This is a genomic window from Kitasatospora sp. NPDC043949, from assembly GCF_056435365.1.
Map to the genome: position 1 here is coordinate 70,400 of NZ_JBWKEQ010000004.1, position 24,394 is coordinate 94,793.

Consider the following 24,394-nt stretch of genomic DNA (forward strand, 5'->3'; position numbering starts at 1 on the left):
GAGTATGAGCAACGAGCGGGTCGGGCCGGACGGCGGCGCGGCGAAGGGCCGGTTTGGCCCTGGACACCCTTCGGCGGATAGCCTTCCCGCCGTGCCGAAACCCGATCAAATCACCGTGAGTCCGCCCCGCCCGGCCGGGACCGCCGCCCTGCCGCTCGCCGAACTGGCCCGCCAGCTGGGCCTCGATCCCGTCGAGGGGGGCCTCGTCAGCGGCGTCACCCACGACTCCCGGGCGGTGCGCCCCGGCGACGTGTACGTGGCCTTCCCCGGCGCCAACCACCACGGCGCGGCCTTCGCGGCCCAGGCCGCGGCGGCGGGCGCGGCGGCGCTGCTCACCGACCCGGCCGGCGCCGAGCTGGCGGCCGGCACCGGCCTGCCGCTGCTGGTCGTCGACCGGCCGCGGGCCCGGATGGGCGAGCTCGCGGCAGCCGTCTACGGTCGCCCCTCCGAGCGGCTGCTGATGATCGGGCTGACCGGCACCAACGGCAAGACCACCACGTCCTACCTGGTCGAGGGCGGCCTGCTCGGCGCCGGGCGCGCCCCCGGGGTGATCGGCACCGTCGAGATGCGGGTCGGCGACGAGCGGATCAAGAGCGAGCGCACCACCCCCGAGGCCACCGACCTGCACGCGATCCTCGGCGTGATGGCCGAGCGCGGCGCGGACGCGGTGACCATGGAGGTCTCCAGCCACGCGCTGGTCTACGGCCGCACCGACGGGGTGACGTACGACGTCTCCCTGTTCAACAACCTCACCCCCGAGCACCTCGACTTCCACCCGGACATGGAGGACTACTTCCAGGCGAAGGCCCGGCTCTTCCAGCCCGGCAAGTCCCGCCACGGCGTGGTCAACGTGGACGACGAGTACGGCCGCCGGCTGGCCGCCGAGGCCAAGATCCCGGTGACCACCTTCTCCGCCACCGGCGCCGTCGAGGCCGACTGGCGGGCCGTGGACGTCCAGCTCGGCCCGGTCGGCTCCACCTTCCGGGTGCTCGGCCCGGACGGCGCCGAGGCCGACGCGGCCGTGCCGCTGCCCGGCCCGTTCAACGTGGCCAACGCGCTCGCCGCGATCACCCTGCTGGTCGCCGCCGGCCTGCCGCTGGAGCGGGCCGTGGCCGGCGTCGCCGCGGTGCCCGGCGTGCCGGGCCGGCTGGAGCGGGTGGACGCCGGACAGGCGTTCGTCGCCGTGGTCGACTACGCGCACAAGCCGGACGCCCTCCAGGCCGTCCTCGGCTCGCTGCGCGAGGTCACCAAGGGCCGGCTGCACGTCGTCGTCGGCTGCGGCGGAGACCGGGACCCGCACAAGCGCGGCCCGATGGGCGCCATCGCCGCCCGGCTCGCCGACACCGCCCTGTTGACCAGCGACAACCCGCGCAGCGAAGACCCGCTGGCGATCCTCGCCAGCATGCTGACCGGCGCCGCCGCGGTGCCCGAGGCCGAGCGCGGGACCGTCCTGGTCGTCCCCGACCGGGCCGAGGCGATCCGGATCGCCGTCGCCCGCGCCCACGCCGGGGACACCGTGCTGGTGGCCGGCAAGGGCCACGAACTTGGCCAGTACGTACGAGACGAGATCCGCCCCTTCGACGACCGGGAGGTGCTGCGCGAATCCATCACGCAGACCACGGCCGCCCGGGGCGACCGAGGAGTAGAGCAGCAGTGATCGCACTGACCCTCGCCGAGGTGGCCGCCGCAGTCGGGGGCACCCTGGACGGCGCCGACCCCGGCGCCCTGGTGACCGGCCCGGTCGAGGTCGACTCGCGGAAGGTGCGCCCCGGCGGCCTGTTCGCGGCCTTCGTCGGCGAGCGCGTGGACGGCCACGACTACGCGGACGTCGCGGTCGGGGCCGGCGCCGTCGCGGTGCTGGCCGACCGCCCGGTCGGCGTGCCCGCCGTCCTGGTCGACAGTGTGGTGGACGCGCTCGGCAAGCTGGCCCGGGCCGTGGTCGCCCGCGCCGAGGGCACCGCCGTCGTCGCGCTGACCGGCTCGGCCGGCAAGACCAGCACCAAGGACCTGATCGCCCAGCTGCTGCAGCGCCTCGGCGACACGGTCTACCCGCCCGGCTCGCTCAACAACGAGATCGGCCACCCGATGACCGCGCTGCGGGTCGAGCCCGGCACCCGGCACCTGGTCATGGAGATGGGCGCCCGGCACAAGGGCGACATCGAGTACCTCACCTCGATCACGCCGCCCCGGATCGGCGTGGTGCTGAACGTCGGCACCGCGCACGTCGGCGAGTTCGGCTCGCAGGAGGCGATCGCCGAGGCCAAGGGCGAACTCGTCGAGGCGCTGCCCGCCGACGGCGCCGCGATCCTCAACGCGGACGACCGGCTGGTGCGCGCGATGGCCGGCCGTACCAGGGCGAAGGTGGTCCTGTTCGGGGAATCCCCGGATGCCCACGTCCGGGCGACGAACGTTCGGCTGGACGCCGCCGGACGGCCATCCTTCACGCTCACCACCCCGGCCGGTTCCGCGCCCGTGCAGCTGCGCCTGTACGGTGAGCACCACATCTCGAACGCCCTCGCCGCCGCTGCGGTGGCGGTGGAGCTCGGGATGTCCGTCGACGACACCGCGACCGCCCTGGGCGAAGCGGGTGCGCTGTCCCGCTGGCGCATGGAGGTCGTCGACCGGGCCGATGGTGTCACCGTCGTCAACGACGCCTACAACGCGAACCCCGACTCGATGCGGGCCGCGCTGCGGGCGCTGGTCTCGATGGGGGGACGCGGCCCGGAGCGCCGCCGCACCTGGGCGGTGCTCGGCGAGATGCGGGAGCTCGGCGAGGAGAGCCTGGCCGAGCACGACGCCATCGGGCGGCTCGCCGTCCGACTGGACGTCACCAAGCTGGTGGCGGTCGGTGGACGCGAGGCGGCCTGCATGGAACTCGGCGCGAGGAACGAAGGTTCGTGGGGTGAGGAGTCGGTGCTGGTGTCCGACGCGGACGCGGCGGTCGAGCTGCTGCGCAGTCAACTTCGGCCGGGGGATGTGGTCCTGGTGAAGGCGTCCCGTTCGGTGGGGCTGGAGAAGGTGGCCGAGGCCCTCCTCTCGGACGGTGTGGCCGCGTAATGAAGCAGATCCTCTTCTCCGGCATGATCGGCCTGATCCTGTCGCTGGTCGGTACCCCCGCCCTGATCAAGCTGCTCGCCCGGCAGGGCTACGGCCAGTACATCCGCGACGACGGGCCGAAGGCGCACCACAGCAAGAAGGGCACGCCCACCATGGGCGGCATCGCCTTCATCCTGGCGACCCTGATCGCCTACTTCGGGACCAAGGCGATAACGGGCGAGAGCCCGACGGCCTCCGGCCTGCTGGTGCTCTTCCTGACGACCGGTCTGGGCCTGGTCGGCTTCCTGGACGACTACATCAAGGTGGTCAAGCGCCGCTCGCTCGGTCTGCGGGCCAAGGCGAAGCTGGCCGGCCAGTCCATCGTCGGCCTGGCCTTCGCCGTGCTGGCGCTGCAGTTCCAGGACGACCGCGGGCTCACCCCGGCGTCCCAGCACCTGTCCTTCGTCCGGGACTACGGCTGGTCGATCGGCCCCGTGCTGTTCGTCATCTTCGCCTACTTCATGATCGCCGCGACCTCCAACGGCGTGAACCTGACGGACGGTCTGGACGGCCTCGCCACCGGTGCCTCGGTGATGGCCTTCGGCGCCTACACCTTCATCGGCGTCTGGGAGTACGGGCAGAGCTGCGCCTACTCCGTCACCGCGACCGTCAGCTGCTACGACGTCCGCGACCCGCTGGACCTCGCGGTGGTCGCCGCCGCCCTGATGGGCTCCTGCTTCGGCTTCCTCTGGTGGAACACCTCGCCCGCCAAGATCTTCATGGGCGACACCGGCTCGCTCGCCCTCGGCGGCGCCCTGGCCGGTCTGGCGATCTGCTCGCGCACCGAGCTGCTGCTGATCCTGCTCGGCGGCCTCTTCATGATCATCACCCTGTCGGTGATCATCCAGGTCGGCTCGTTCCGGATGACCGGCAAGCGCGTCTTCAAGATGGCGCCACTGCAGCACCACTTCGAACTCAAGGGCTGGAGCGAAGTCCTGGTCGTGGTCCGGTTCTGGATCATCCAGGGACTCTGCGTGGCCGTCGGCCTCGGCCTCTTCTACGCGGGATACCGGACCGGATGACGAACCCTGACTTTGCGAACCTGCCCGTCGTCGTCGCCGGGCTCGGCGTCTCCGGCATCAGCGCCGCGCGCGTCCTGCACGGCCTCGGCGCCCACGTCACCGTGGTGGACGGCGGCAGCGGCGCGGGCCTGACCGCCCGGGCCGCCGAGCTGGAGGCGCTCGGCGTCACCGTCCGCCTCGGCGACGGCGACAGCCTGCCCGAGGGCACCCGGCTGGTCGTCACCTCGCCCGGCTGGGCGCCCGACCGCCCGCTGTTCGCCGCCGCCGCGGCGGCCGGCATCGAGGTCTGGGGCGACGTCGAACTCGCCTGGCGCCTGCGCCGGCCGCTGCCCGCCACCGGCGAGCCCGCCCCCTGGCTGGCCGTCACCGGCACCAACGGCAAGACCACCACCGTCCAGATGCTCGCCTCGATCCTCACCGCCGCCGGGAAGCGCACCGCCGCCGTCGGCAACGTCGGGGTGTCGGTCCTGGACGCGGTCCTCGCCGAGGAGCCGTACGACGTGCTCGCCGTCGAGCTCTCCAGCTACCAGCTGCACTGGGCGCCCTCGCTGCGCCCGCACTCGGCGGTCGTGCTCAACCTGGCCCCCGACCACCTCGACTGGCACGGCTCGATGGAGGCGTACGCCGCCGACAAGGGCCGGATCTACCAGGGCAACACCGTCGCCTGCGTGTACAACCTGGCCGACCCGGCCACCGAGGCGCTGGTCCGCGAGGCCGACGTTGAGGAGGGCTGCCGGGCGATCGGCTTCGGCCTCGGCGCGCCCGCCCTGTCGAACCTCGGGGTGGTGGACGGGCTGCTGGTGGACCGCGCGTTCGTGGCCGACCGGGCCAAGAACGCGGCCGAGCTGGGCACCGTCGAGGACGTCAGCCCACCCGTCGCCCACCACCACCCTTCCGAGGAGGGCGCTGCGCGCCGTCCTGCCGCCCCGCACAACATCGCCAACGCGCTCGCCGCGGCGGCGCTGGCCCGGGCGTACGGCGTCGAGCCGAAGGCCGTCCGCGAGGGCCTGCGGGCCTTCCGCCCGGACGCCCACCGGATCGCCGAGGTCGGCGTGGTCGGCGAGGTCACCTACGTCGACGACTCCAAGGCCACCAACACCCACGCCGCCGCCGCCTCGCTGGCCGCCTTCCGGCCGGTCGTCTGGATCGCCGGCGGCCTGGCCAAGGGCGCGACCTTCGACGACCTGGTCCAGGGCGCGGCCGGGCGGCTGCGCGCCGCCGTGCTGATCGGCGAGGACCGCGCGCTGATCCGGGAGGCGCTGGAGCGACACGCTCCGGATGTCCCGGTGATCGAGGCGGCCGAGGGCCAGACTGGCGCGGTGGCGATGGCGGAGGTCGTCCGGACGGCCGCCTCGCTCGCCCGGCCGGGTGACACGGTGCTGCTGGCACCGGCCTGCGCCTCGATGGACATGTTCACCAACTACGGCGAGCGCGGCGACCTCTTCGCCGCCGCGGTCCGGCAGCTGGCGGACCGCGGGGAGTGAGCCGAAGGGCCGTACCGGGCCGGAGCGGCCCGGCGGCGGGTGAGCCGTGAAGAGAGAGTGAGCGGGGAGTGGCTGGGCAGGGCAGGGCGGGTTCCGGAGCACCGGAGCGGGAGGCCGCCGAGCCGTGGCGCGTGATCTCGGCCACCACGACCAAGTACAAGTCGGCCGGACCGCTGGCCCGGGTACGGGCCTTCCGGTACCGGGTGCGGTACTGGCTGGACCGGCCGCTCACGCCCTACCTGCTCGTCATCGGCACGACGCTGCTGCTGGTGGTGCTCGGCCTGATGATGGTCTTCTCGGCCTCGCAGATCCTCGCGCTGGGCCAGCACCACTCGGCGCAGTACTACTTCCTCAAGCAACTGATCGCGGCCATCCTCGGCCTGGTCCTGCTGATCGGCTTCGCCTCCGTGCCGCTGGCGGTGCTGCGGGTGATCGTCTACCCGGTGATGTTCGGGGTGATCGGCGCGCTCGCGCTGGTCGCCGTACCCGGCATCGGGGTGCGGATCAACGGCAACCAGAACTGGCTGGACTTCGGCTTCTTCCAGTTCCAGCCCTCGGAGTTCGCCAAGCTCGCGCTGGTGCTCTGGGGCGCCGACCTGCTCGCCCGCAAGCAGAAGGCCGGCACCCTCACCACCTGGAAGCACCTGCTCGTCCCGCTGGTGCCGGGCGCCCTGCTGCTGCTCGCGCTGATCATGCTCGGCGGCGACATGGGCACCTCGATGATCCTGGTGGCGATGCTGTTCGCGCTGCTCTGGATGGTCGGCGCGCCGCTGCGGCTGTTCGTGGCCACCGTCGGGGTGGCCGTGGTCGTCTGCACCGCGCTGGTGATCACCGTCCCGCACCGGGCGGAGCGCCTGGGCTGCATCGGCGTCACCAAGCCCGACCCGGACGGGGCCTGCTTCCAGGCGCTGCACGGCGTGTACTCGTTCGCGCTCGGCGGAGGCTTCGGCACCGGTCTCGGTGCCGGCGTGGAGAAATGGGGCCAGCTGCCCGAGGCGCACACCGACTTCATCTTCGCCGCGACCGGCGAGGAACTGGGCCTGGTGGGGACGCTGTCGGTGATCGGTCTCTTCGCGGCACTAGGCTACGCGGGTATCCGTGTGGCCATCGGTACGAAGGACCCCTTCGTCAGGTACGCCGCGGGAGCCGCCACCACCTGGATCATGGCGCAGGCCATGATCAACCTGGGGTCGGCGCTGGGACTGCTGCCCATCGCGGGCGTCCCGCTCCCGCTGTTCTCCTACGGCGGTTCCGCCATGCTGTCGGCCATGTCCGCGATCGGTGTGCTGCTGTGCCTGGCGCGCAGCACCTCGGGCGCGAAGGCGGCGCTGGCCGCCCGGAGCAAGAACTCCCGGATCAGGAGACGACTGGCCCGGGTGCTGCCACGACGACGAACCACAGCGCGCCCGGCCCCGGGGCCGGCACGCAGGGAGCGGTGAATTTCGGTGCATGTCGTACTCGCCGGCGGGGGGACCGCCGGTCACATCGAGCCGGCGCTGGCCCTCGCGGACGCCCTCCGCAGGCACGACCCGTCCATCGGGATCACCGCCCTGGGAACCGAGCGCGGACTGGAGACCCGGCTGGTGCCGGAACGCGGCTACCAGCTGGAGCTGATTCCGGCCGTCCCGCTGCCCCGCAAGCCCACCCCCGAGCTGATCACCGTCCCCGGCCGGCTGCGCGGCACCGTCCGGGCCGCCCAGGAGATCATCGAGCGGGTCAACGCGGACGCCGTGGTCGGCTTCGGCGGCTACGTCGCGATGCCCGCCTACCTGGCCGCCAAGCGGGCCGGCGTGCCGATCGTGGTGCACGAGGCGAACGCCCGTCCGGGCCTGGCCAACAAGATCGGCGCCCGCTACACGGACTTCGTCGCGGTCTCCACGCCGGACAGCAAGCTGCGTGACTCCCGGTACATCGGCATCCCGCTGCGCCGGACCATCGCCACCCTGGACCGGGGCGCCGCCAGGCCGGAGGCCCGGCACTACTTCGGCCTCGACCAGCGGCTGCCCACCCTGCTGGTCTCCGGCGGCTCCCAGGGCGCGCGCCGGCTCAACGAGGTGGTCACCGCGATCGCCCCGCGGCTCCAGCAGTACGGCGTGCAGATCCTGCACGCCGTCGGCCCGAAGAACGAGCTGCCGCAGGTCGAGGACATCCCCGGGATGCCGCCGTACCGCGCGGTGCCGTACGTCGACCGGATGGACCTCGCCTACGCGGCGGCGGACCTGATGCTCTGCCGGGCCGGCGCCATGACCGTCGCCGAGCTGGCCGCCGTCGGGCTGCCCGCCGCGTTCGTCCCGCTGCCGATCGGCAACGGCGAGCAGCGGCTGAACGCCCAGCCGATGGTCAAGGCCGGCGGCGGCCTGCTGGTGGACGACGCCGAGCTGACCCCGGAGTGGGTGCTGCAGAACGTGCTGCCGGTGCTCACCGACCCGCAGCGGCTGTGGGACATGAGCCGGGCCGCCGCCGAGTTCGGCCGCCGGGACGCCGACGACCTGCTGGTCGGCATGGTCTACGAGGCGATCCAGGCCTCCCGCGGCGGTCGCCGCCGTGGCTGACGGCCGGCTCGCCGACCCGCTGGAGGAAGAGCTGGAGGCCGAGGAGTCCGCTCCTCGGCTCCGGCTCTCCCGGCGGGGCATCGTGGTGCTGAGCGTGCTCGGCGCCGCGGTGCTGGGCGTGCTGGCCTGGGTGGTGTTCTTCTCCTCGGTGCTGGACGTGCGCGAGGTCGCGGTCCAGGGGCCGAAGGACGAGAAGCTGACGGCGGACCAGGTCCGCGAGGCGATCGGCGGGATCGGTGACGGCCCGCTGGCCAGAGTGGACCTGGACGCCGTCCAGCGCCGGGTGGAGGCGATCCCCCGGGTGGCGAAGGCCGAGGTGTGGCGGGGCTGGCCGCACACCCTGCGGGTGAAGGTCGTCCAGCGCACGGCGGTGGCCGCCGTCAAGGGGGAGGACGGTCAGTTCACCCAGGTGGACGCCGCCGGCGTGAGCTTCGCCACCGAGGCGGCCCCGCCGGAGGGGGTGCCGGTGGTGGAACTGCGGCTCAGTCAGCAGGCCAAGGACGCGGACGGGGTGATCTCCCGTTCGCAGCTGGTTCAGGGCGCGGTGTCGGTGGCCGCCGGACTGCCGCCCGAGGTGGCGAAGCGGGCCGGAGCGGTGCTGGTGCACTCGTACGACGATATTCAGCTGCAGCTCAGCGGGGGTGCGACGGTGCGTTGGGGGAGCCCGGAGCAGACCGACCGCAAGGCCCGGACGCTGGTCGCGCTGATGGCTCAGAAGGGCTCGAACTTCGACGTGAGTGCGCCGGAGGCGCCGGCGGTGTCGGGATGATCCGGTAGGTTCTGTGCCTGAGGGAGGGGTTGACGCTGTGAAGTGTCGGCCCGACCCTTGGTGGTCACCCCGGTTTCATGTGCCGGCCGATGATCACATAGGCTCAAAAGAAAAGGGGAAGCTCGGCGTGTTCGTTGAAACACGTGCCTGGAGCCACCTAGTGTCCTGTGTCACCAGACTGTGCCCCCTGGTGATGTGACGGAGGCACAGGACTAACCCTAAAGGTCAAGTTTAGGGTTGGGGTCGGCGGTCGGCATTTCGGACATTCAGTCGGAAACCAGGCTCCCTACCCATCGACATCCGTCGGTACGATCCCCCGTCGGGTCGGGCCGACCCGGAAATTCGAGGCGAGAGGCCTTCGACGTGGCAGCACCGCAGAACTACCTCGCAGTCATCAAGGTCGTCGGAATCGGCGGCGGTGGTGTCAACGCCATCAACCGGATGATCGAGGTCGGTCTCAAGGGCGTCGAGTTCATCGCGATCAACACCGATGCGCAGGCCCTCCTGATGAGCGACGCCGACGTCAAGCTCGATGTGGGCCGTGAACTCACCCGGGGCCTCGGCGCCGGCGCCAACCCCGAGGTCGGCCGCAAGGCCGCCGAGGACCACCGCGAGGAGATCGAGGAGGTCCTCAAGGGGGCCGACATGGTCTTCGTCACCGCGGGTGAGGGTGGTGGCACGGGCACGGGCGGCGCGCCCGTGGTCGCCAACATCGCCCGTTCGCTCGGCGCCCTGACCATCGGCGTGGTCACCCGCCCCTTCACCTTCGAGGGCCGCCGCCGCGCCAACCAGGCCGAGGACGGCATCGCGAGCCTGCGCGAAGAGGTCGACACCCTCATCGTGATCCCCAACGACCGGCTGCTGTCCATCTCGGACCGCCAGGTCAGCGTGCTCGACGCGTTCCGCTCGGCCGACCAGGTCCTGCTCTCCGGTGTCCAGGGCATCACCGACCTGATCACCACCCCCGGTCTGATCAACCTCGACTTCGCCGACGTCAAGTCCGTCATGTCGGAGGCCGGTTCGGCGCTCATGGGCATCGGTTCGGCCCGCGGCGAGGACCGTGCCAAGGCGGCCGCCGTGATGGCGATCTCCTCGCCGCTGCTGGAGGCCTCGATCGACGGCGCCCGCGGCGTGCTGCTCTCCATCTCGGGCGGCTCCGACCTCGGCCTGTTCGAGATCAACGAGTCGGCCCAGCTGGTCAGCGAGGCCGCGCACCCCGAGGCCAACATCATCTTCGGCGCGGTCATCGACGACGCGCTCGGCGACGAGGTCCGGGTCACCGTCATCGCGGCCGGCTTCGACGGCGGGCAGCCGCCGGCGATCGTCCGCGACCCGGTGGTCAAGGCCACCCCCGCCGCGTCGGCCACGCCGCCGGCCGCCCCGGAGCGCCCGGCCACCCGGCCGTCCTACGGGAGCATCGGCTCGGTGACGTCGCGTTCGGAGGGGGAGACCCACGCCGCGCCGCGCGCCACCGAGACCGTGACCACCGCCCCGGTGCCGCCGCAGGTGCAGCCGGTCCGGCAGCCGTTCGTCGAGAGCCCGGCGGAGGAGCTCGACGTCCCGGATTTCCTTAAGTGATCGATCACGCCGTACGCGCGGGTGCTCACTTCGCCTTCACCGACAGGTGGGGCGGGGTGAGCACTTCGCCGTACGGGGAGCTCAACCTCGGCGGGGCGGTGGGGGACGACCCGGAGACCGTCCGGGAGAACCGGGCGATCGCCGCCGGGGAGCTCGGGCTCGACCCGGCCGACGTGGTCTGGATGAACCAGGTGCACGGCGCGCGGGTCGCCGTGGTGACGCAGCGCCAGTCGCCGGGGGACGCCCCCACGGTGGACGCGGTGGTCACCGACCGGCCGCTCGCGCTCGCCGTCCTGACCGCCGACTGCACTCCGGTGCTGCTGGCCGACCCGGTGGCGGGCGTGGTGGGCGCGGCCCACGCGGGCCGGCCCGGGCTGGCGGCCGGGGTGGTGCCCGCGGTCGTGCGGGCGATGGTCGAACTGGGGGCCGAACCCGGCCGGATCGCCGCGGCCACCGGCCCGTCGGTCTGCGGCCGGTGCTACGAGGTGCCGGCCGGCCTGCGGGCGGAGGTCGCCGAGGTGGTGCCCGCCGCGTTCGCCGAGACCTCCTGGGGAACACCGGCGCTGGACGTGGCCGAGGGGGTCGCGGCCCAGCTGGCCGCCGCCGGGGTCACCGGGTTGGTGCGGTCACCGGTCTGCACCCTCGAATCCGCGGATCACTACTCCTATCGCCGCGAGCAGCGCACCGGCCGGCTCGCGAGCTACGTCTGGTTGGGCTCTGATCATTGATGACGAACGACATCTACGGACCGTTCCCGGGGAGTCGCGGCGGCCTTCCCGACCAGAGCTGGCTGGAGACCCTGACGGAGGGGCAGCGGGCCCGGTACGAGGAGCTGGGGACCAACCTCGACGTGGTCGAGCGGAGGATCGCCGACGCCTGTGCGGCTGCCGGACGGCCGCGCGACGAGGTCACCCTGGTCGTCGTCACCAAGACCTACCCCGCCGAGGACACCGCGCTGTTGGCCGGACTGGGTGTGACGGATGTCGCGGAGAACCGCGACCAGGACGCCGCACCCAAGGCAGAGCAGTGCAGAAACCTTCCTCTTGACTGGCACTTCGTCGGACAGCTGCAGACCAACAAGGTCCGCTCGGTCGTCCGGTACGCGAACCACGTGCACTCGGTGGACCGGCTGCGGCTGGTCGGGTCGCTCTCCGCGGCGGTGCTCAAGTCCGAGCGCCCGGAGCTGGGTTGCCTGGTGCAGGTGGCCCTGGACAAGGAGCACGGCGAGGGGGCCCACCGGGCCGGCGTCGCCCCGGAGGACGTCGCGGAACTCACGGACGCGATCGCCGACACGCCCGGCCTGCGGCTGGACGGTGTGATGACCGTCGCTCCGTTGGCCGGTCCGCTCGCCGGAGACCCGCTCCGTGCCTTCGAGCGGCTGACGGAAATCGCAACCGCAGTACGCACGACCCATCCTGCTGCCACCATGGTCTCCGCAGGAATGAGCGGTGACCTTGAGCAGGCGATTGCCGCCGGGGCGACACATGTGCGCGTCGGAACGGCGGTACTCGGAGTGAGGTCACCCCTCAGGTAACGTCACCGGGTAGTAGATCAGACTGCAGGACAAAATAGGACAGAATCTAGCAGCTCCTCGGAGCGCTAGCGAACCGTGGATCGCAGCTCCGCGGCCCCCACCCCACGAACTCTGACCGGCCGTCGGCCTGACGGGCCGTCGTGGGTGGACCGCGGAATCCGCAGGCAGGGCCGCACGGCCTGGCCGCCGGGACGGAGCCGGTCCGCACGGAGCGAGCAGAGCGAGCGACCATCGGAAGGTGCGCGTTTCGCGAAGCCGCCACCGAGCGCCAGCGAGGTGGCTATGAGCGGAGGAGACAGGAGCATGGCCGGCGCAATGCGCAAGATGGCGGTCTACCTCGGCCTCGTGGAGGACGAGACGTACGACGGTCAGGGGTACGACCCTGACGACGACTACGACGCGGACCCCGAGCCGATTCGAACGGGACAGCGGACCGAGGACATCCCCCGGCCGGCCGCCGCGCCCGCCCCGGTCTCCTCGATCACTCCGCAGCCGGTCCCGGCCGCGGTGCCGATCCGGCAGGAGACCCCGAGGATGGCCCCAGTGTCGTCCATCACACCCGAACGCCGCCACAACCTGGAGAAGAGCGCCCCGGTGATCATGCCCAAGGTAGTGAACGAACGAGAGCCCTACCGCATCACCACGCTGCACCCGCGGACCTACAACGAGGCCCGTACCATCGGGGAACAGTTCCGTGGCGGGACCCCCGTGATCATGAATCTGACCGAGATGGACGACACCGACGCGAAGCGACTCGTAGACTTCGCCGCTGGACTCGTCTTCGGTCTGCACGGCAGTATCGAGCGCGTGACACAGAAGGTGTTCCTGCTGTCGCCTGCTAACGTCGATGTCACGGCGGAGGACAAGGCTCGGATCGCCGAGGGTGGGTTCTTCAACCAGAGCTGACCCGGCCACGACTTTACGTGTGGATCTGATCAACAGTGGATTAGCGACAGGTGACGAGCGGCAGGCCCAAGGGCCCGGAACCGGGGAGAGGGAAACGCGATGGACATCGTGTGGGCGGTGCTCTACTACGCCCTGACCGTCTTCCTGGTGTTCCTGCTCGTGCGACTGGTCATGGACTGGGTCTTCCAGTTCGCGCGTTCGTGGCGGCCCGGCAAGGCCATGGTCCTGGTCCTGGAGGCCACGTACACTGTCACGGATCCGCCGCTCAAGCTTCTTCGGCGGTTCATTCCGCCGTTGCGTTTCGGGGGCGTGGCGCTCGACCTGTCCTTCTTCGTACTGATGATCATTGTGTATGTCCTGATCTCGCTTGTGCGGCCCTAGTCGTAGGTGAGCGATGCGACAGGATGCCGGTGTGCCGACGATCACGTTGAGGTGAAGAGATGCCATTGACCCCCGAGGACGTTCGGAACAAGCAGTTCACGACCGTCCGCCTGCGCGAAGGCTATGACGAGGACGAGGTCGATGCCTTCCTCGACGAGGTCGAAGGAGAGCTGACCCGCCTGCTTCGCGAGAACGAGGACCTGCGCGCCAAGCTGGCCGCCGCGACTCGCGCCGCCGCGCAGAACCAGGCGAACATGCGGAAGGAGCCGCCGCAGGACGCCCGTTCGGGCGCCCCCGTTCCGGCCGCCATATCCGGCCCGCCGGTTCCCGGCCAGCAGGGCCCCGGCCCGCAGCAGCAGATGGGCCCCGGTGGTCCGCAGCAGCAGCAGATGGGCGGCCCGCAGCAGCAGCAGATGGGCAACCAGCCGCTCGGCCTGCCCTCCGGCGCCCCGCAGCTCCCCGCCGGCCCCCAGCAGATGGGCGGCCCGCAGCAGCAGATGAACCAGACCATGGGCGGCCAGCAGCAGCTGGTCCAGCCGATGGGCGGTCAGATGCTCCAGCCCATGGGCGGCCCTGGTGGCCCGCAGCAGATGGGCAACCCGATGGGCCAGGGCATGGGCCAGCAGCAGCAGATGCAGCCGATGGGCGGCCCCATGGGCGGCCCGCAGCAGCAGCAGATGGGCGGCCCCATGGGCGCCCCCATGCAGCAGCAGGGCCCCGGTGGCGACAGTGCCGCCCGCGTCCTGGCGCTCGCTCAGCAGACCGCCGACCAGGCGATCTCGGAGGCCCGTTCCGAGGCCAACAAGATCGTCGGCGAGGCCCGCAGCCGCGCCGAGGGCCTGGAGCGCGACGCCCGTGCCAAGGCCGACGCCCTGGAGCGGGACGCGCAGGAGAAGCACCGCGTCGCGATGGGCTCGCTGGAGTCCGCGCGCGCCACGCTGGAGCGCAAGGTCGAGGACCTGCGGGCGTTCGAGCGCGAGTACCGGACGCGCCTCAAGTCGTACCTGGAGACCCAGCTGCGCCAGCTGGAGTCGCAGGCCGACGACTCGCTCGCCCCGCCGCGGATCCCCGCCACCGCGTCGCTGCCGCCGGCGGCCTCGTCGATGGCTCCGGCCGGTGCCGGTGCGATGAGCGGTGCCCCGGCCTTCGGTGGCAACCAGCCGGCCTTCGGCGGCAACGCGCCGTCGTTCGGCGGGCAGAGCTCCTTCGGCGGCAACCCGCCGGCACCGAGCTTCGGCGGTCAGGCGTCCGGTGGCAACACCGGCGCGCCGCAGATGCAGCCGGCCGGGATGACGCAGCCGATGGCGGCCGTCCGCCCGCAGCCTCCGCAGCCGATGCAGCAGGCTCCGGCACCGATGCGGGGCTTCCTGATCGACGAGGACGGCGACAACTGAGGTTGTAGCGAGGCCTTTTGAGAGCGCCCCCTGTTCGACCCGCGGGTCGAACAGGGGGCGCTCTGCTGTGGTGCGGACGAGGGTGGGGGACGGGCGCACGCGGGGTGGTGACGTCGCTTCGGGGGCGCGCGGGTACGGCGAAGCCGCCGTCGCCCCGGGCGGGGTGACGGCGGCTTCGGAGTCGGTCAGGCCTTGCGGAGCTGGAAGGCGAGGCCGAGGGCTTCGTCGGCGAAGGTCTCGGAGTCCCAGTCGGCCGTGCCGGCGGCGAAGTCGGTGGCCAGGACCTCCTCGGCGACGAGGGGGCCGTGCTCGGCGATGGCCTCGGCGGTCTCCTCGGTGGTGGCCCGCCAGCGCAGGACGATCCGGTCGGCGACGTCGAGACCGGAGTTCTTGCGGGCCTCCTGGATCTGGCGGATGGCGTCGCGGGCGACGCCGAGCCGCTTGAGCTCCGGGGTGATGGCCAGGTCGAGGGCAACGGTGGCGCCGGACTCGTTGGCGACGGCCCAGCCCTCGCGCGGGGTCTCGGTGATGACCACCTCGTCCGGGGAGAGGGCGACCGGCTCGCCGTTCAGCTCGACCGAGGTCTCGCCGTCGGCGCGCAGTTCGGCGGCCAGGCGGGCGGCGTCGGTGGCGGCGACCGCCTTGGCGACGTCCTGCACGCCCTTGCCGAACCGCTTGCCCAGGGCGCGGAAGTTGGCCTTGGCGCTGGTGTCGACGAGCGAGCCGCCGACCTCGGCGAGCGACTCCAGGGTGGAGACGTTGAGCTCCTCGGCGATCTGCGCGCGCAGGTCGGCGGGCAGCTCGTCCCAGCCCTGGGCGGCGATCAGCGCGCGGGACAGCGGCTGACGGGTCTTCACGCCGGACTCGGCGCGGGTGGCCCGGCCGAGCTCCACCAGGCGGCGGACCAGCGCCATGTGCCGGGAGAGGTCGGTGTCGATCAGCGACTCGTCCGCCTGCGGCCAGGTGGCCAGGTGGACCGAGGCCGGGGCGTCCGCGGCGACCGGGACGACCAGGTCCTGCCAGACCTGCTCGGTGATGAACGGGGTCATCGGGGCCATCAGGCGGGTGACCGTCTCCAGCGCCTCGTGCAGGGTGGCGAGCGCGGCCGCGTCGCCCTGCCAGAAGCGGCGGCGGCCGCGGCGGACGTACCAGTTGGACAGGTCGTCGACGAAGCCGGACAGCAGCTTGCCGGCGCGCTGGGTGTCGTACGCCTCGAAGGCGGCGTCGACCTCGCGGACCAGGGTGTTCAGCTCGGAGAGCACCCAGCGGTCCAGCTGCGGGCGGTCGGCCGGGGCCGGATCGGCCGCCGAGGGGGACCAGCCGGCGGTGCGGGCGTACAGGGCCTGGAAGGCGACGGTGTTCCAGTAGGTGAGGAGGGTCTTGCGGACCACCTCCTGGATGGTGCCGTGGCCGACCCGGCGGGCCGACCAGGGCGAACCGCCGGCGGCCATGAACCAGCGGACGGCGTCGGCGCCGTGCTGGTCCATCAGCGGGATCGGCTGCAGGATGTTGCCCAGGTGCTTGGACATCTTGCGGCCGTCCTCGGCCAGGATGTGGCCCAGGCAGACGACGTTCTCGTAGCTGTTCTTGTCGAACACCAGGGTGCCGACCGCCATCAGCGTGTAGAACCAGCCACGGGTCTGGTCGATCGCCTCGGAGATGAACTGCGCCGGGTAGCGCTTCTCGAACAGCTCCTTGTTCTGGTACGGGTAGCCGTACTGGGCGAAGGGCATCGAGCCCGAGTCGTACCAGGCGTCGATGACCTCGGGGACCCGGGTCGAGGCGCCGCCGCACTCGCGGCAGGCGAAGGTCACGTCGTCGATGTACGGGCGGTGCGGGTCGAGCTCGCTCTGGTCGGTGCCGGTGAGCTCGGAGAGCTCGGCCAGCGAGCCGACGCAGGTGAGGTGGCCCTCCTCGCAGCGCCAGATCGGCAGCGGGGTGCCCCAGTAGCGGTTACGGCTGAGCGCCCAGTCGATGTTGTTGTTCAGCCAGTCGCCGAAGCGGCCGTGCTTCACGTTCTCCGGGTACCAGTTGGTGGCCTCGTTCTCCCGGATCAGGGCGTCCTTGACCGCGGTGGTGCGGATGTACCAGGACGGCTGCGCGTAGTAGAGCAGCGCGGTGTGGCAGCGCCAGCAGTGCGGGTAGCTGTGCTCGTACGGGAGGTGGCGGAAGAGCAGGCCGCGCTCCTTGAGGTCCGCGACCAGGGCCTCGTCGGCCTTCTTGAAGAACTGGCCGCCGACCAGCGGGACCTCGGGGGCGAAGGTGCCGTCGGCGAGCACCGGGTTGACCACCGGCAGGCCGTACCTGCGGCAGGTCGCGAGGTCGTCCGCGCCGAAGGCGGGCGACTGGTGGACGATGCCGGTGCCGTCCTCGGTGGTGACGTAGTCGGCGTTGAGGACGTAGTGCGCGTTCTCGATCTCGACCAGGTCGAACGGGCGGCGGTAGGCCCAGCGCTCCATCTCGGCGCCGGTGAAGGACTCGCCGGTGGCCTCCCAGCCCTCGCCGAGGGCCTTGGCGAGCAGCGGCTCGGCGACGACCAGCTTCTCCTCGCCGTCGGTGGCCACCACGTAGGTGACCTCCGGGTGGACGGCGGCGGCGGTGTTGGAGACCAGGGTCCACGGGGTGGTGGTCCAGACCAGCAGCGCGGCCCGGCCGGCCAGCGGGCCGCTGGTCAGCGGGAAGCGGACGAAGACCGAGGGGTCGACGACGGTCTCGTAGCCCTGGGCCAGCTCGTGGTCGGACAGGCCGGTGCCGCAGCGCGGGCACCAGGGGGCGACCCGGTGGTCCTGGACCAGCAGGCCCTTGTCGAAGATCTGCTTGAGCGACCACCAGACGGACTGGACGTACGACGGGTCCATCGTCCGGTAGGCCTCGTCGAGGTCGACCCAGTACCCCATGCGGGTGGTCAGCTCGGTGAAGGCGTCGGTGTGGCGGGTCACCGACTCGCGGCACTTGGCGTTGAACTCGGCGATGCCGTACGCCTCGATGTCCTGCTTGCCGGAGAAGCCCAGCTCCTTCTCGACGGCGAGCTCGACCGGGAGGCCGTGGCAGTCCCAGCCGGCCTTGCGGGCGACGTGGTAGCCCTTCATCGTCCGGAAGCGGGGGAAGACGTCCTTGAAGACGCGGGCCTCGATGTGGTGGGCGCCGGGCATGCCGTTGGCGGTCGGCGGGCCCTCGTAGAAGACCCACTCGGGGCGGCCCTCGGACTGCTCCAGGCTGCGCTGGAAGATCTTGTTGTCCTGCCAGAACGACAGGATCTGGTGTTCGAGGGCGGGCAGGTCCACCTGTGCGGGGACGGAGTTGTAGGTGCTCATCGCGGGCGTCATACCTCCGGCGGATGTGAACGGGATCCGACGGAGGGACGAGACGGCGAGCCGCCCCGCGGTACCACCCTCCTTGGCCGCGGTGCTGCTGCGGCCCTCTTGTTTGGGCTTGCTGCCGGGTCTAGTGGGCCGGCCCGCGCGGTGGCGGGCGGCCGTTCTTCCGGCGGCTCCGGGGTGATCTTCCCGCCGTGCACACCCCCGGGCTCGCACCGTCCCCGGGTCGCTGGTGGCTGCGTACGTCGGTACTCGTCCCATCTGCGCCTTGCAGGGCCAGTGTATCGGCCGGGCGAGTCGGTTTGTCCAAATCGTTTTTCCCCGCGGTGGACGGCCGGGGCGCTCCGGGGCCGGCGGCGGTGGTGGTTAGGCGGGGGTGATCTGGGCACAAGTCTGGTCAGCGCGCGGGGCGTGGCGGCTGGGGCGGCTGCCTGGGTGGGATCATCATGGGGCGTCGGAATGTCATGTTGTGACCGGTTTTGATCGGGATTATCGTTCCGGCACTGGAGGCCGCCGGGAACCGGCGGCTCGATTCGTTCGTAGATGGGGTCGAAGCCATGGCTGAGAAGGCAACCGGCGCGGGTACCGCCACCAAGCGGGCACGCAAGGCCGTGGCGGCCGATCCAGGGGAGGGGACCGTGACCACTACCGCACGGCAGAAGAGCAGCACCGACACCGTCACCGTGCCGCGCGGCGCCGAGTCGGTGGACCCGGCCACGCTGCCGGTCCGGCCCGGCGAGGACCCGTGGACCACCGACGAGGTCCACGAGCTGCACACCGAGCTCATCAGCGAGCTGGAGCGGCTGCAGAACGAGATCGACGCCGCGGAGGCGGCCATCTCCGGCCTGATGCGTGACTCCAACGACGGAGCCGGTGACGACCAGGTGGACGCCGGTACGAAGAACATCTCGCGGGAGAGCGAGCTCGCGCTCGCCAACAACGCCCGGGACAGCCTCGCCCAGACCGAGCGGGCCCTGACCAGGCTGGAGGGCGTCGGCTTCGGCACCTGCGAGTCCTGCGGGCAGGCCATCGGGAAGGCCCGGATGCAGGCCTTCCCCCGGGCCACGCTCTGCGTGCAGTGCAAGGCCAAGCAGGAACGCCGCTGACGCGGCCGACCGGGGCGGCGCAGGGGGTCGGGCTTGCCGTACGCTCGACCCCGTAACGTCGCCTGAATCCTCGGGACACGTCCGGTTCGGAGGTGTCCGGTACGGCGACCAATGGGCCCACCCTCCCCCACCTCCAACCGGGGGAGCTCCACCGGCAGCGGAGCGGATCATCAGTACGCAAGGTTCCCCCCAGACGCGGGACGACGCCGTCCCGACCCCCGCCGAAGCCGTGGAGGTGGCCGTGGCCGAGTCCACCGAGCCCGCCGAGCCTGCTGGGCCCACCGAGGCGAGCGCCCCGGCCGCGGCGGAGGCGCCGAAGGGCCGTCGGCGGGTCGGCGTGCTGATGGTCGTCGCGCTGCTCGCCTTCCTGATCGACCTCGGCAGCAAGCTGCTGGTCGTGGCCCGGCTGGAGAACCACGCGGCGATCAAGGTGATCGGGGACGTCGTCACCTTCCAGGTCATCCGCAACTCCGGCGCCGCCTTCGGCATGGGGCAGGCGCTGACCGTCGTCTTCACGATGATCGCCTCGGCCGTCATCGTGGTGATCTGGCGGATCGCCCGCCGGCTGTACAGCCTGCCCTGGGCGATCGCGCTCGGGCTGCTGCTCGGCGGGGCCCTGGGCAACCTCACCGACCGGCTGTTCCGCTCGCCGGGCGTCTTCCGCGGGCACGTCGTCGACTTCATCTCCGTCCAGCACTTCGCGGTCTTCAACCTCGCCGACTCGGCGATCGTCTGCGGCGGAATCCTCGTCGTGCTGCTCTCCTTCCGGGGCAGCAACCCGGACGGCACCGTCCACCAGCAGGGCGGCAAGACCGAGTAGCAGGGGCCCCGGGCGGTCGGGCGGGCGGCGGAGGGCCGCGGTTCCGGCATACTCGTACGGGTGAGTACCGCAGCGCAGATCCGCAGCCTCCCCGTACCCGACGGCCTGGAGGGCGAGCGCCTCGACGCCGCCCTCGCCCGGATGTTCGGCTTCTCCCGGACGAAGGCCGCCGAGTTGGCCGCCGACGGCAAGGTGACGCTCGACGGCGCCGTGGCCGGAAAGTCGGACCGGGTGACCGCCGGCTCCTGGCTGGAGGTCGAGATCCCGGCCCCCGCCGCCCCCGTGCGGATCATCGCCGAGCCGGTCGAGGGCATGCGGATCATCCACGACGACGAGGACATCGTGCTCGTCGACAAGCCGGTCGGCGTCGCCGCCCACCCCAGCCCCGGCTGGACCGGCACCACCGTCATCGGCGGGCTCGCCGCGGCCGGCTACCGGATCTCCACCTCCGGCGCCGCCGAGCGCCAGGGCGTCGTGCACCGGCTGGACGTCGGCACCTCCGGGCTGATGGTCGTCGCCAAGTCCGAGCGCGCGTACACCGACCTCAAGCGGCAGTTCCACGACCGGATCACCGAGAAGCGCTACCACGCCCTCGTGCAGGGGCACCCGGACCCGCTGAGCGGCACCGTGGACGCGCCGATCGGGCGGCACCCCAGCTCGGACTGGAAGTGGGCCGTGACCAAGGACGGCAAGCCGTCCGTCACCCACTACGACCTGATCGAGGCCTACCGCTCGGCCTCGCTGCTCGACATCAAGCTGGAGACCGGGCGCACCCACCAGATCCGGGTCCACATGTCCGCGCTGCGCCACCCCTGCGTGGGCGACCTGACCTACGGCGCCGACCCGACGCTGGCCAAGCGGCTCGGGCTGACCCGGCAGTGGCTGCACGCCGTGTCGCTCGGCTTCGAGCACCCGGCGGACGGGCAGTGGGTCGAGTTCTCCAGCGAGTACTCGCCCGACCTGCGCAAGGCGCTCGACATCATCTCGTCGGAGAGCTGAGATGACGGCGGCCATCCGGACCGCGGCGGGCGCCGCGGACCTGGCGCTGGTGCGGGACGTGCGGCGCGAGGTGTTCATCGTCGAGCAGAACGTGCCGGAGGAGCTGGAGTACGACGAGTACGACGCGACCTCGGTGCACCTGCTGGCCGTGGCGGCGGACGGGACCGCGCTCGGGACCGGACGGCTGATCTTCGGGGAGCAGGCGCTGAAGCTCACCGGGGGTGTCGAGGGCAGGGTGCTGCTCGGACGCCTCGCGGTGGTGTCGGCGGCCCGGAGGACCGGGCTCGGGGCCCAGCTGGTGCGGGCGATCGAGGCGGCCGGGCTCGACCGCGGGGCCGTCGAGGTGGAACTGCACGCGCAGGTGCGGGCGCTGGGGTTCTACGAGCGGCTGGGGTACGCGGCCGAGGGCCCGGTGTACGAGGACGCGGGGATACCGCATCGGACGATGACGCGGGTGCTGTAGGGCGCGCCCTGTGGATCCCCGTACCCCTGGTGGGGTGCGGGGATCTCCGTCGTCCCGTGCCGTACCAGGGCGCAACGGGGTGAACGGGGCGGAAGCGGCGGCTTCGGCGGTGGCCTTATCGGACGCCTACCCGGGGGGCGGATACGATCAGCCCCCATGGAGTTCGGTGGGGCGTGGCGCCGGTGGCGCAGCCGGGGTACGACGGTGCGGCGCAGGGTGGTGGCCGGTGCGGTGGCCCTGGTGGTGGTGGCCGGGGTCGGTACGGCGACGGTGGCGTCCGGCGGTGAGCCGGCGGTCCATCAGGAGGACCGTTTCCTCGCCATGCCGGAGACCCCCGGCAGTGACCAGCAGGTCCAGGTGGACACCTCCTTCTTCACCACCGGCAGCACCCCGCGCCCGGCGGTCCTGCTCGCGCACGGCTTCGGCGGTTCCAAGGACGGCGAGCGCGAACGCGCCCAGCAGCTGGCCCGGCAGGGCTACGCGGTGCTGACCTGGTCGGCACGCGGCTTCGGGCACTCGGGCGGGAAGATCGGCCTCAACGCGCCCGACCGCGAGGTCGAGGACGTCAAGCACCTGGTGGACTGGCTGGCCCAGCGGCCCGAGGTGCAGCTCGACGGGCCCGGCGACCCCAGGGTCGGCATCACCGGTGCCTCGTACGGCGGCGCCGTCTCGCTGCTGGCCTCCGCGTACGACCACCGGATCGACGCGGTGGCCACCCAGATCACCTGGTGGAACCTCGCCGACGCGCTGTTCCCGCAGGGCGTGCAGGGCTCGGGCGCCGTCGACGGCGTGTTCAAGAAGCTCTGGGCCGGGATCTTCTTCACCACCGGCGCGGCCGGCGACCTCGGGCCCTCCGGCGGCGCGCCGCGCGGCGGCGGGGCCGGGCAGGGCGGGCCGGGGCAGGGCGGCGACGCCGCGGGCGGGCCGGTCGGCTGCGGGCGGTTCCTGGAGTCGCTCTGCCAGATGTACGACCGGGTCGCCACCGCCGGGCACGCCGACCCGGAGGCCGTCGCGCTGCTGGACCGCTCCAGCCCGTCCTCGGTGGCCGCGCAGCTCAAGGCGCCCACCCTGGTCGTGCAGGGCCAGCAGGACTCGCTGTTCCCGCTCGACCAGGGCGACCGGATCGCCCGGGCCGTCGCGGCCAACGGGGCGCCCGTCTCGGTGGACTGGTTCGCCGGCGGGCACGACGGCGGCACCGACACCAGCGCCCGGGTCGACGACCGGGTGACCGCCTGGTTCGACCGCTACCTGAAGGGGCAGGGCGACGACACCGGCCCCGCGTTCCGGGTCACCCGCACCGGGGGCGTCGACTCCACCGGCTTCCAGGCCGTGCTGCGCGGCGCCTCCGCCGACCGCTACCCGGGCCTGGGAGGAACCGGCTCCCACGGTGTCGAACTGGCCGGCGGTGAGCAGACCATCGCCAACCCGCCCGGCGGGGCTCCGCCCGGGATCTCGACGCTGCCCGGGATCGGCGCGCTCAGCCAGGCCGCCTCGCTGGGCGCCGGGCTGTCGCTCGACTTCCCCGGCCAGCACGCCGCCTTCGACTCCGCGCCGCTGGACCAGCCGCTGCACCTGACCGGGCAGCCCACCGTGCCCGTCCAGGTGCGCGCCGACCGGCCGGACGCGGTGCTCTTCGCCAAGCTGTACGACGTGGGCCCGGACGGCAAGGCCGTGCTCCCGCAGCAGCTCGCCGCCCCGCTGCGGGTCACCGGCGCCGACGCGGGCCGCACCGTCACGGTCGCGCTGCCCGCCGTCGACCACACCTTCGCCGCCGGGCACCGGCTGCGGCTCGTCCTGGCCGCCACCGACCTCGCGTACGCCTCGCCCGTCGAGCCCGCCACCTACCGGGTCGCGCCGGCCGGGGCGCTCACCGTGCCGACCGACGACGAACTCGTCACCGAGGCCACGCCGCTGCCCGCGCGCACCTGGCTGCTGCCGCTGGCGGCCGTCGTGGTGGCGCTCGGCCTGGTGCTGTCGCCCCGGCTGCTGCGCCGCCGTCGGCGGGGGGCGGGCGACGGGCCGGCGTACGATCCGGCGCTGGCCGGGGTGCCGTTGCAGATCACCGGCCTGAGCAAGCGCTACAAGGGCGCTCAGGACCGTTACGCCGTGCGGGAGTTGGGCTTCCGGGTGGAGCAGGGGCAGGTGCTCGGCCTGCTCGGGCCCAACGGCGCCGGCAAGACCACCACGCTGCGGATGCTGATGGGCCTGATCCGGCCCGACGCGGGCGAGATCCGGATCTTCGGCCACCTGGTGCGCCCCGGCGCACCGGTGCTCTCCCGGGTCGGCGCCTTCGTCGAGGGCGCGGGCTTCCTGCCGCACCTCACCGGCCGGGCCAACCTGCGGCTGTACTGGCAGGCCACCGGTCGGCCGGAGGCGGACGCCCGCTTCGACGAGGCGCTGGCCATCGCCGGTCTCGGCGAGGCGCTCGACCGCGCGGTGCGGACCTACTCGCAGGGCATGCGCCAGCGGCTCGCCATCGCCCAGGCCATGCTCGGGATGCCGGACCTGCTGATCCTCGACGAGCCGACCAACGGGCTCGACCCGCCGCAGATCCGCGAGATGCGCGAGGTGATGATCCGGTACGCCGCCGCCGGCCGTACCGTCATCGTCTCCAGCCACCTGCTCGCCGAGGTCGAGCAGAGCTGCACGGACCTGGTGGTGATGGACCGCGGGCGGCTGATCACCACCGGAGCCGTCGGTGAGATCGTCGGTGCGGGCGAGCTGCTGTTCCTCGGCGTGCCCGCCGGGTACGAGCCCGGGTCGGTCGTCGAGAAGGTGGGCGCGCTGGCCGGGGTCGGGTCGGCGGAGGCCGTCGAGGGCGGGCTGCTGGTGCGCCTGGACGGGCTGGCGGCGCACGAACTGCTGGCCGAACTGGTGCGCCTCGGCGTGCCGGTGGAGAGCGCCGGGCCGCAGCGGCGGCTGGAGGACGCGTTCCTGTCGTTGATCGGAGGTGCGGCGTGAGCAGTGGCGTGA

At 72.3% G+C, this 24,394-nt stretch carries 19 protein-coding genes; 18 read left to right on the forward strand and 1 reads right to left on the reverse strand.

The window, feature by feature from the left end; all coding sequences use genetic code 11:
- The first annotated feature begins 4 nt into the window (after positions 1-4).
- The 13 genes from AC07AL_RS05345 to AC07AL_RS05405 all read left to right on the forward strand — a co-directional run bounded on the left by AC07AL_RS05345 (position 5) and on the right by AC07AL_RS05405 (position 14,716).
- On the forward strand, positions 5-1,657 hold the full coding sequence (locus AC07AL_RS05345) for a UDP-N-acetylmuramoyl-L-alanyl-D-glutamate--2,6-diaminopimelate ligase (RefSeq protein WP_079135533.1): 1,653 nt from the start codon (positions 5-7) through the stop codon (positions 1,655-1,657).
- Positions 1,654-3,057: a UDP-N-acetylmuramoyl-tripeptide--D-alanyl-D-alanine ligase gene (locus AC07AL_RS05350; RefSeq protein WP_478316910.1), complete on the forward strand. Its 1,404-nt coding sequence runs from the start codon at positions 1,654-1,656 to the stop codon at positions 3,055-3,057. Before AC07AL_RS05345 ends, AC07AL_RS05350 begins: the two co-directional genes overlap by 4 nt.
- A complete protein-coding gene (mraY, locus tag AC07AL_RS05355) occupies positions 3,057-4,118 on the forward strand; it encodes a phospho-N-acetylmuramoyl-pentapeptide-transferase (protein WP_350884360.1) in 1,062 nt (353 codons plus the stop codon). Before AC07AL_RS05350 ends, mraY begins: the two co-directional genes overlap by 1 nt.
- Positions 4,115-5,602, forward strand: a complete 1,488-nt coding sequence (gene murD, locus AC07AL_RS05360; protein WP_363628777.1) for a UDP-N-acetylmuramoyl-L-alanine--D-glutamate ligase — start codon at positions 4,115-4,117, stop codon at positions 5,600-5,602. The genes mraY and murD overlap by 4 nt, the downstream gene beginning before the upstream one ends.
- Positions 5,603-5,670: 68 nt before the next feature.
- The gene (gene ftsW, locus AC07AL_RS05365) at positions 5,671-7,041 is read left to right on the forward strand and encodes a putative lipid II flippase FtsW (protein WP_478316912.1); all 1,371 of its coding nucleotides are present in this window, start codon (positions 5,671-5,673) and stop codon (positions 7,039-7,041) included.
- A gap of 6 nt (positions 7,042-7,047) precedes the next feature.
- Positions 7,048-8,154, forward strand: a complete 1,107-nt coding sequence (murG, locus tag AC07AL_RS05370) for an undecaprenyldiphospho-muramoylpentapeptide beta-N-acetylglucosaminyltransferase (protein WP_063347235.1) — start codon at positions 7,048-7,050, stop codon at positions 8,152-8,154.
- Positions 8,147-8,923 (forward strand): cell division protein FtsQ/DivIB, encoded by a 777-nt coding sequence (locus AC07AL_RS05375; RefSeq protein WP_363582922.1) that lies wholly within the window; start codon positions 8,147-8,149, stop codon positions 8,921-8,923. The genes murG and AC07AL_RS05375 overlap by 8 nt, the downstream gene beginning before the upstream one ends.
- 363 nt (positions 8,924-9,286) lie before the next feature.
- Positions 9,287-10,501, forward strand: a complete 1,215-nt coding sequence (gene ftsZ / locus AC07AL_RS05380) for a cell division protein FtsZ (protein WP_363582920.1) — start codon at positions 9,287-9,289, stop codon at positions 10,499-10,501.
- The gene (gene pgeF / locus AC07AL_RS05385) at positions 10,498-11,229 is read left to right on the forward strand and encodes a peptidoglycan editing factor PgeF (RefSeq protein ID WP_478316915.1); all 732 of its coding nucleotides are present in this window, start codon (positions 10,498-10,500) and stop codon (positions 11,227-11,229) included. Before ftsZ ends, pgeF begins: the two co-directional genes overlap by 4 nt.
- Positions 11,229-12,035: a YggS family pyridoxal phosphate-dependent enzyme gene (locus AC07AL_RS05390; protein WP_079135532.1), complete on the forward strand. Its 807-nt coding sequence runs from the start codon at positions 11,229-11,231 to the stop codon at positions 12,033-12,035. Before pgeF ends, AC07AL_RS05390 begins: the two co-directional genes overlap by 1 nt.
- Positions 12,036-12,338: 303 nt before the next feature.
- Complete coding sequence (locus AC07AL_RS05395; protein ID WP_031071810.1) at positions 12,339-12,941, forward strand: cell division protein SepF; 603 nt, start codon at positions 12,339-12,341, stop codon at positions 12,939-12,941.
- A 99-nt stretch (positions 12,942-13,040) separates the two neighbouring features.
- A complete protein-coding gene (locus AC07AL_RS05400; protein WP_063347232.1) occupies positions 13,041-13,322 on the forward strand; it encodes a YggT family protein in 282 nt (93 codons plus the stop codon).
- Positions 13,323-13,381: 59 nt separating this feature from the next.
- Positions 13,382-14,716 (forward strand): DivIVA domain-containing protein, encoded by a 1,335-nt coding sequence (locus AC07AL_RS05405; RefSeq protein ID WP_478316918.1) that lies wholly within the window; start codon positions 13,382-13,384, stop codon positions 14,714-14,716.
- Between the two features lie 185 nt (positions 14,717-14,901).
- On the opposite strand, the gene ileS is transcribed toward AC07AL_RS05405, so the two are convergent.
- Positions 14,902-18,030: an isoleucine--tRNA ligase gene (gene ileS, locus AC07AL_RS05410; RefSeq protein WP_478316919.1), complete on the reverse strand. Its 3,129-nt coding sequence runs from the start codon at positions 18,028-18,030 to the stop codon at positions 14,902-14,904.
- A 641-nt stretch (positions 18,031-18,671) separates the two neighbouring features.
- Between ileS and AC07AL_RS05415 the strand changes: the two genes are divergently transcribed.
- From AC07AL_RS05415 to AC07AL_RS05435, 5 genes are all read left to right on the forward strand, one after another.
- Complete coding sequence (locus tag AC07AL_RS05415) at positions 18,672-19,139, forward strand: TraR/DksA family transcriptional regulator (RefSeq protein WP_244293330.1); 468 nt, start codon at positions 18,672-18,674, stop codon at positions 19,137-19,139.
- 166 nt (positions 19,140-19,305) lie between these two features.
- Positions 19,306-19,959 carry a signal peptidase II gene (gene lspA / locus AC07AL_RS05420; protein WP_400805704.1) on the forward strand — a complete coding sequence of 218 codons (654 nt, stop codon included), beginning with the start codon at positions 19,306-19,308 and terminating at the stop codon, positions 19,957-19,959.
- Positions 19,960-20,019: 60 nt separating this feature from the next.
- Positions 20,020-20,958: an RluA family pseudouridine synthase gene (locus AC07AL_RS05425; protein ID WP_363582910.1), complete on the forward strand. Its 939-nt coding sequence runs from the start codon at positions 20,020-20,022 to the stop codon at positions 20,956-20,958.
- Between the two features lies 1 nt (position 20,959).
- Positions 20,960-21,421: a GNAT family N-acetyltransferase gene (locus tag AC07AL_RS05430; RefSeq protein ID WP_363582908.1), complete on the forward strand. Its 462-nt coding sequence runs from the start codon at positions 20,960-20,962 to the stop codon at positions 21,419-21,421.
- Positions 21,422-21,577: 156 nt separating this feature from the next.
- Complete coding sequence (locus AC07AL_RS05435) at positions 21,578-24,382, forward strand: alpha/beta fold hydrolase (protein ID WP_478316920.1); 2,805 nt, start codon at positions 21,578-21,580, stop codon at positions 24,380-24,382.
- The last annotated feature ends 12 nt before the right edge of the window (positions 24,383-24,394 follow it).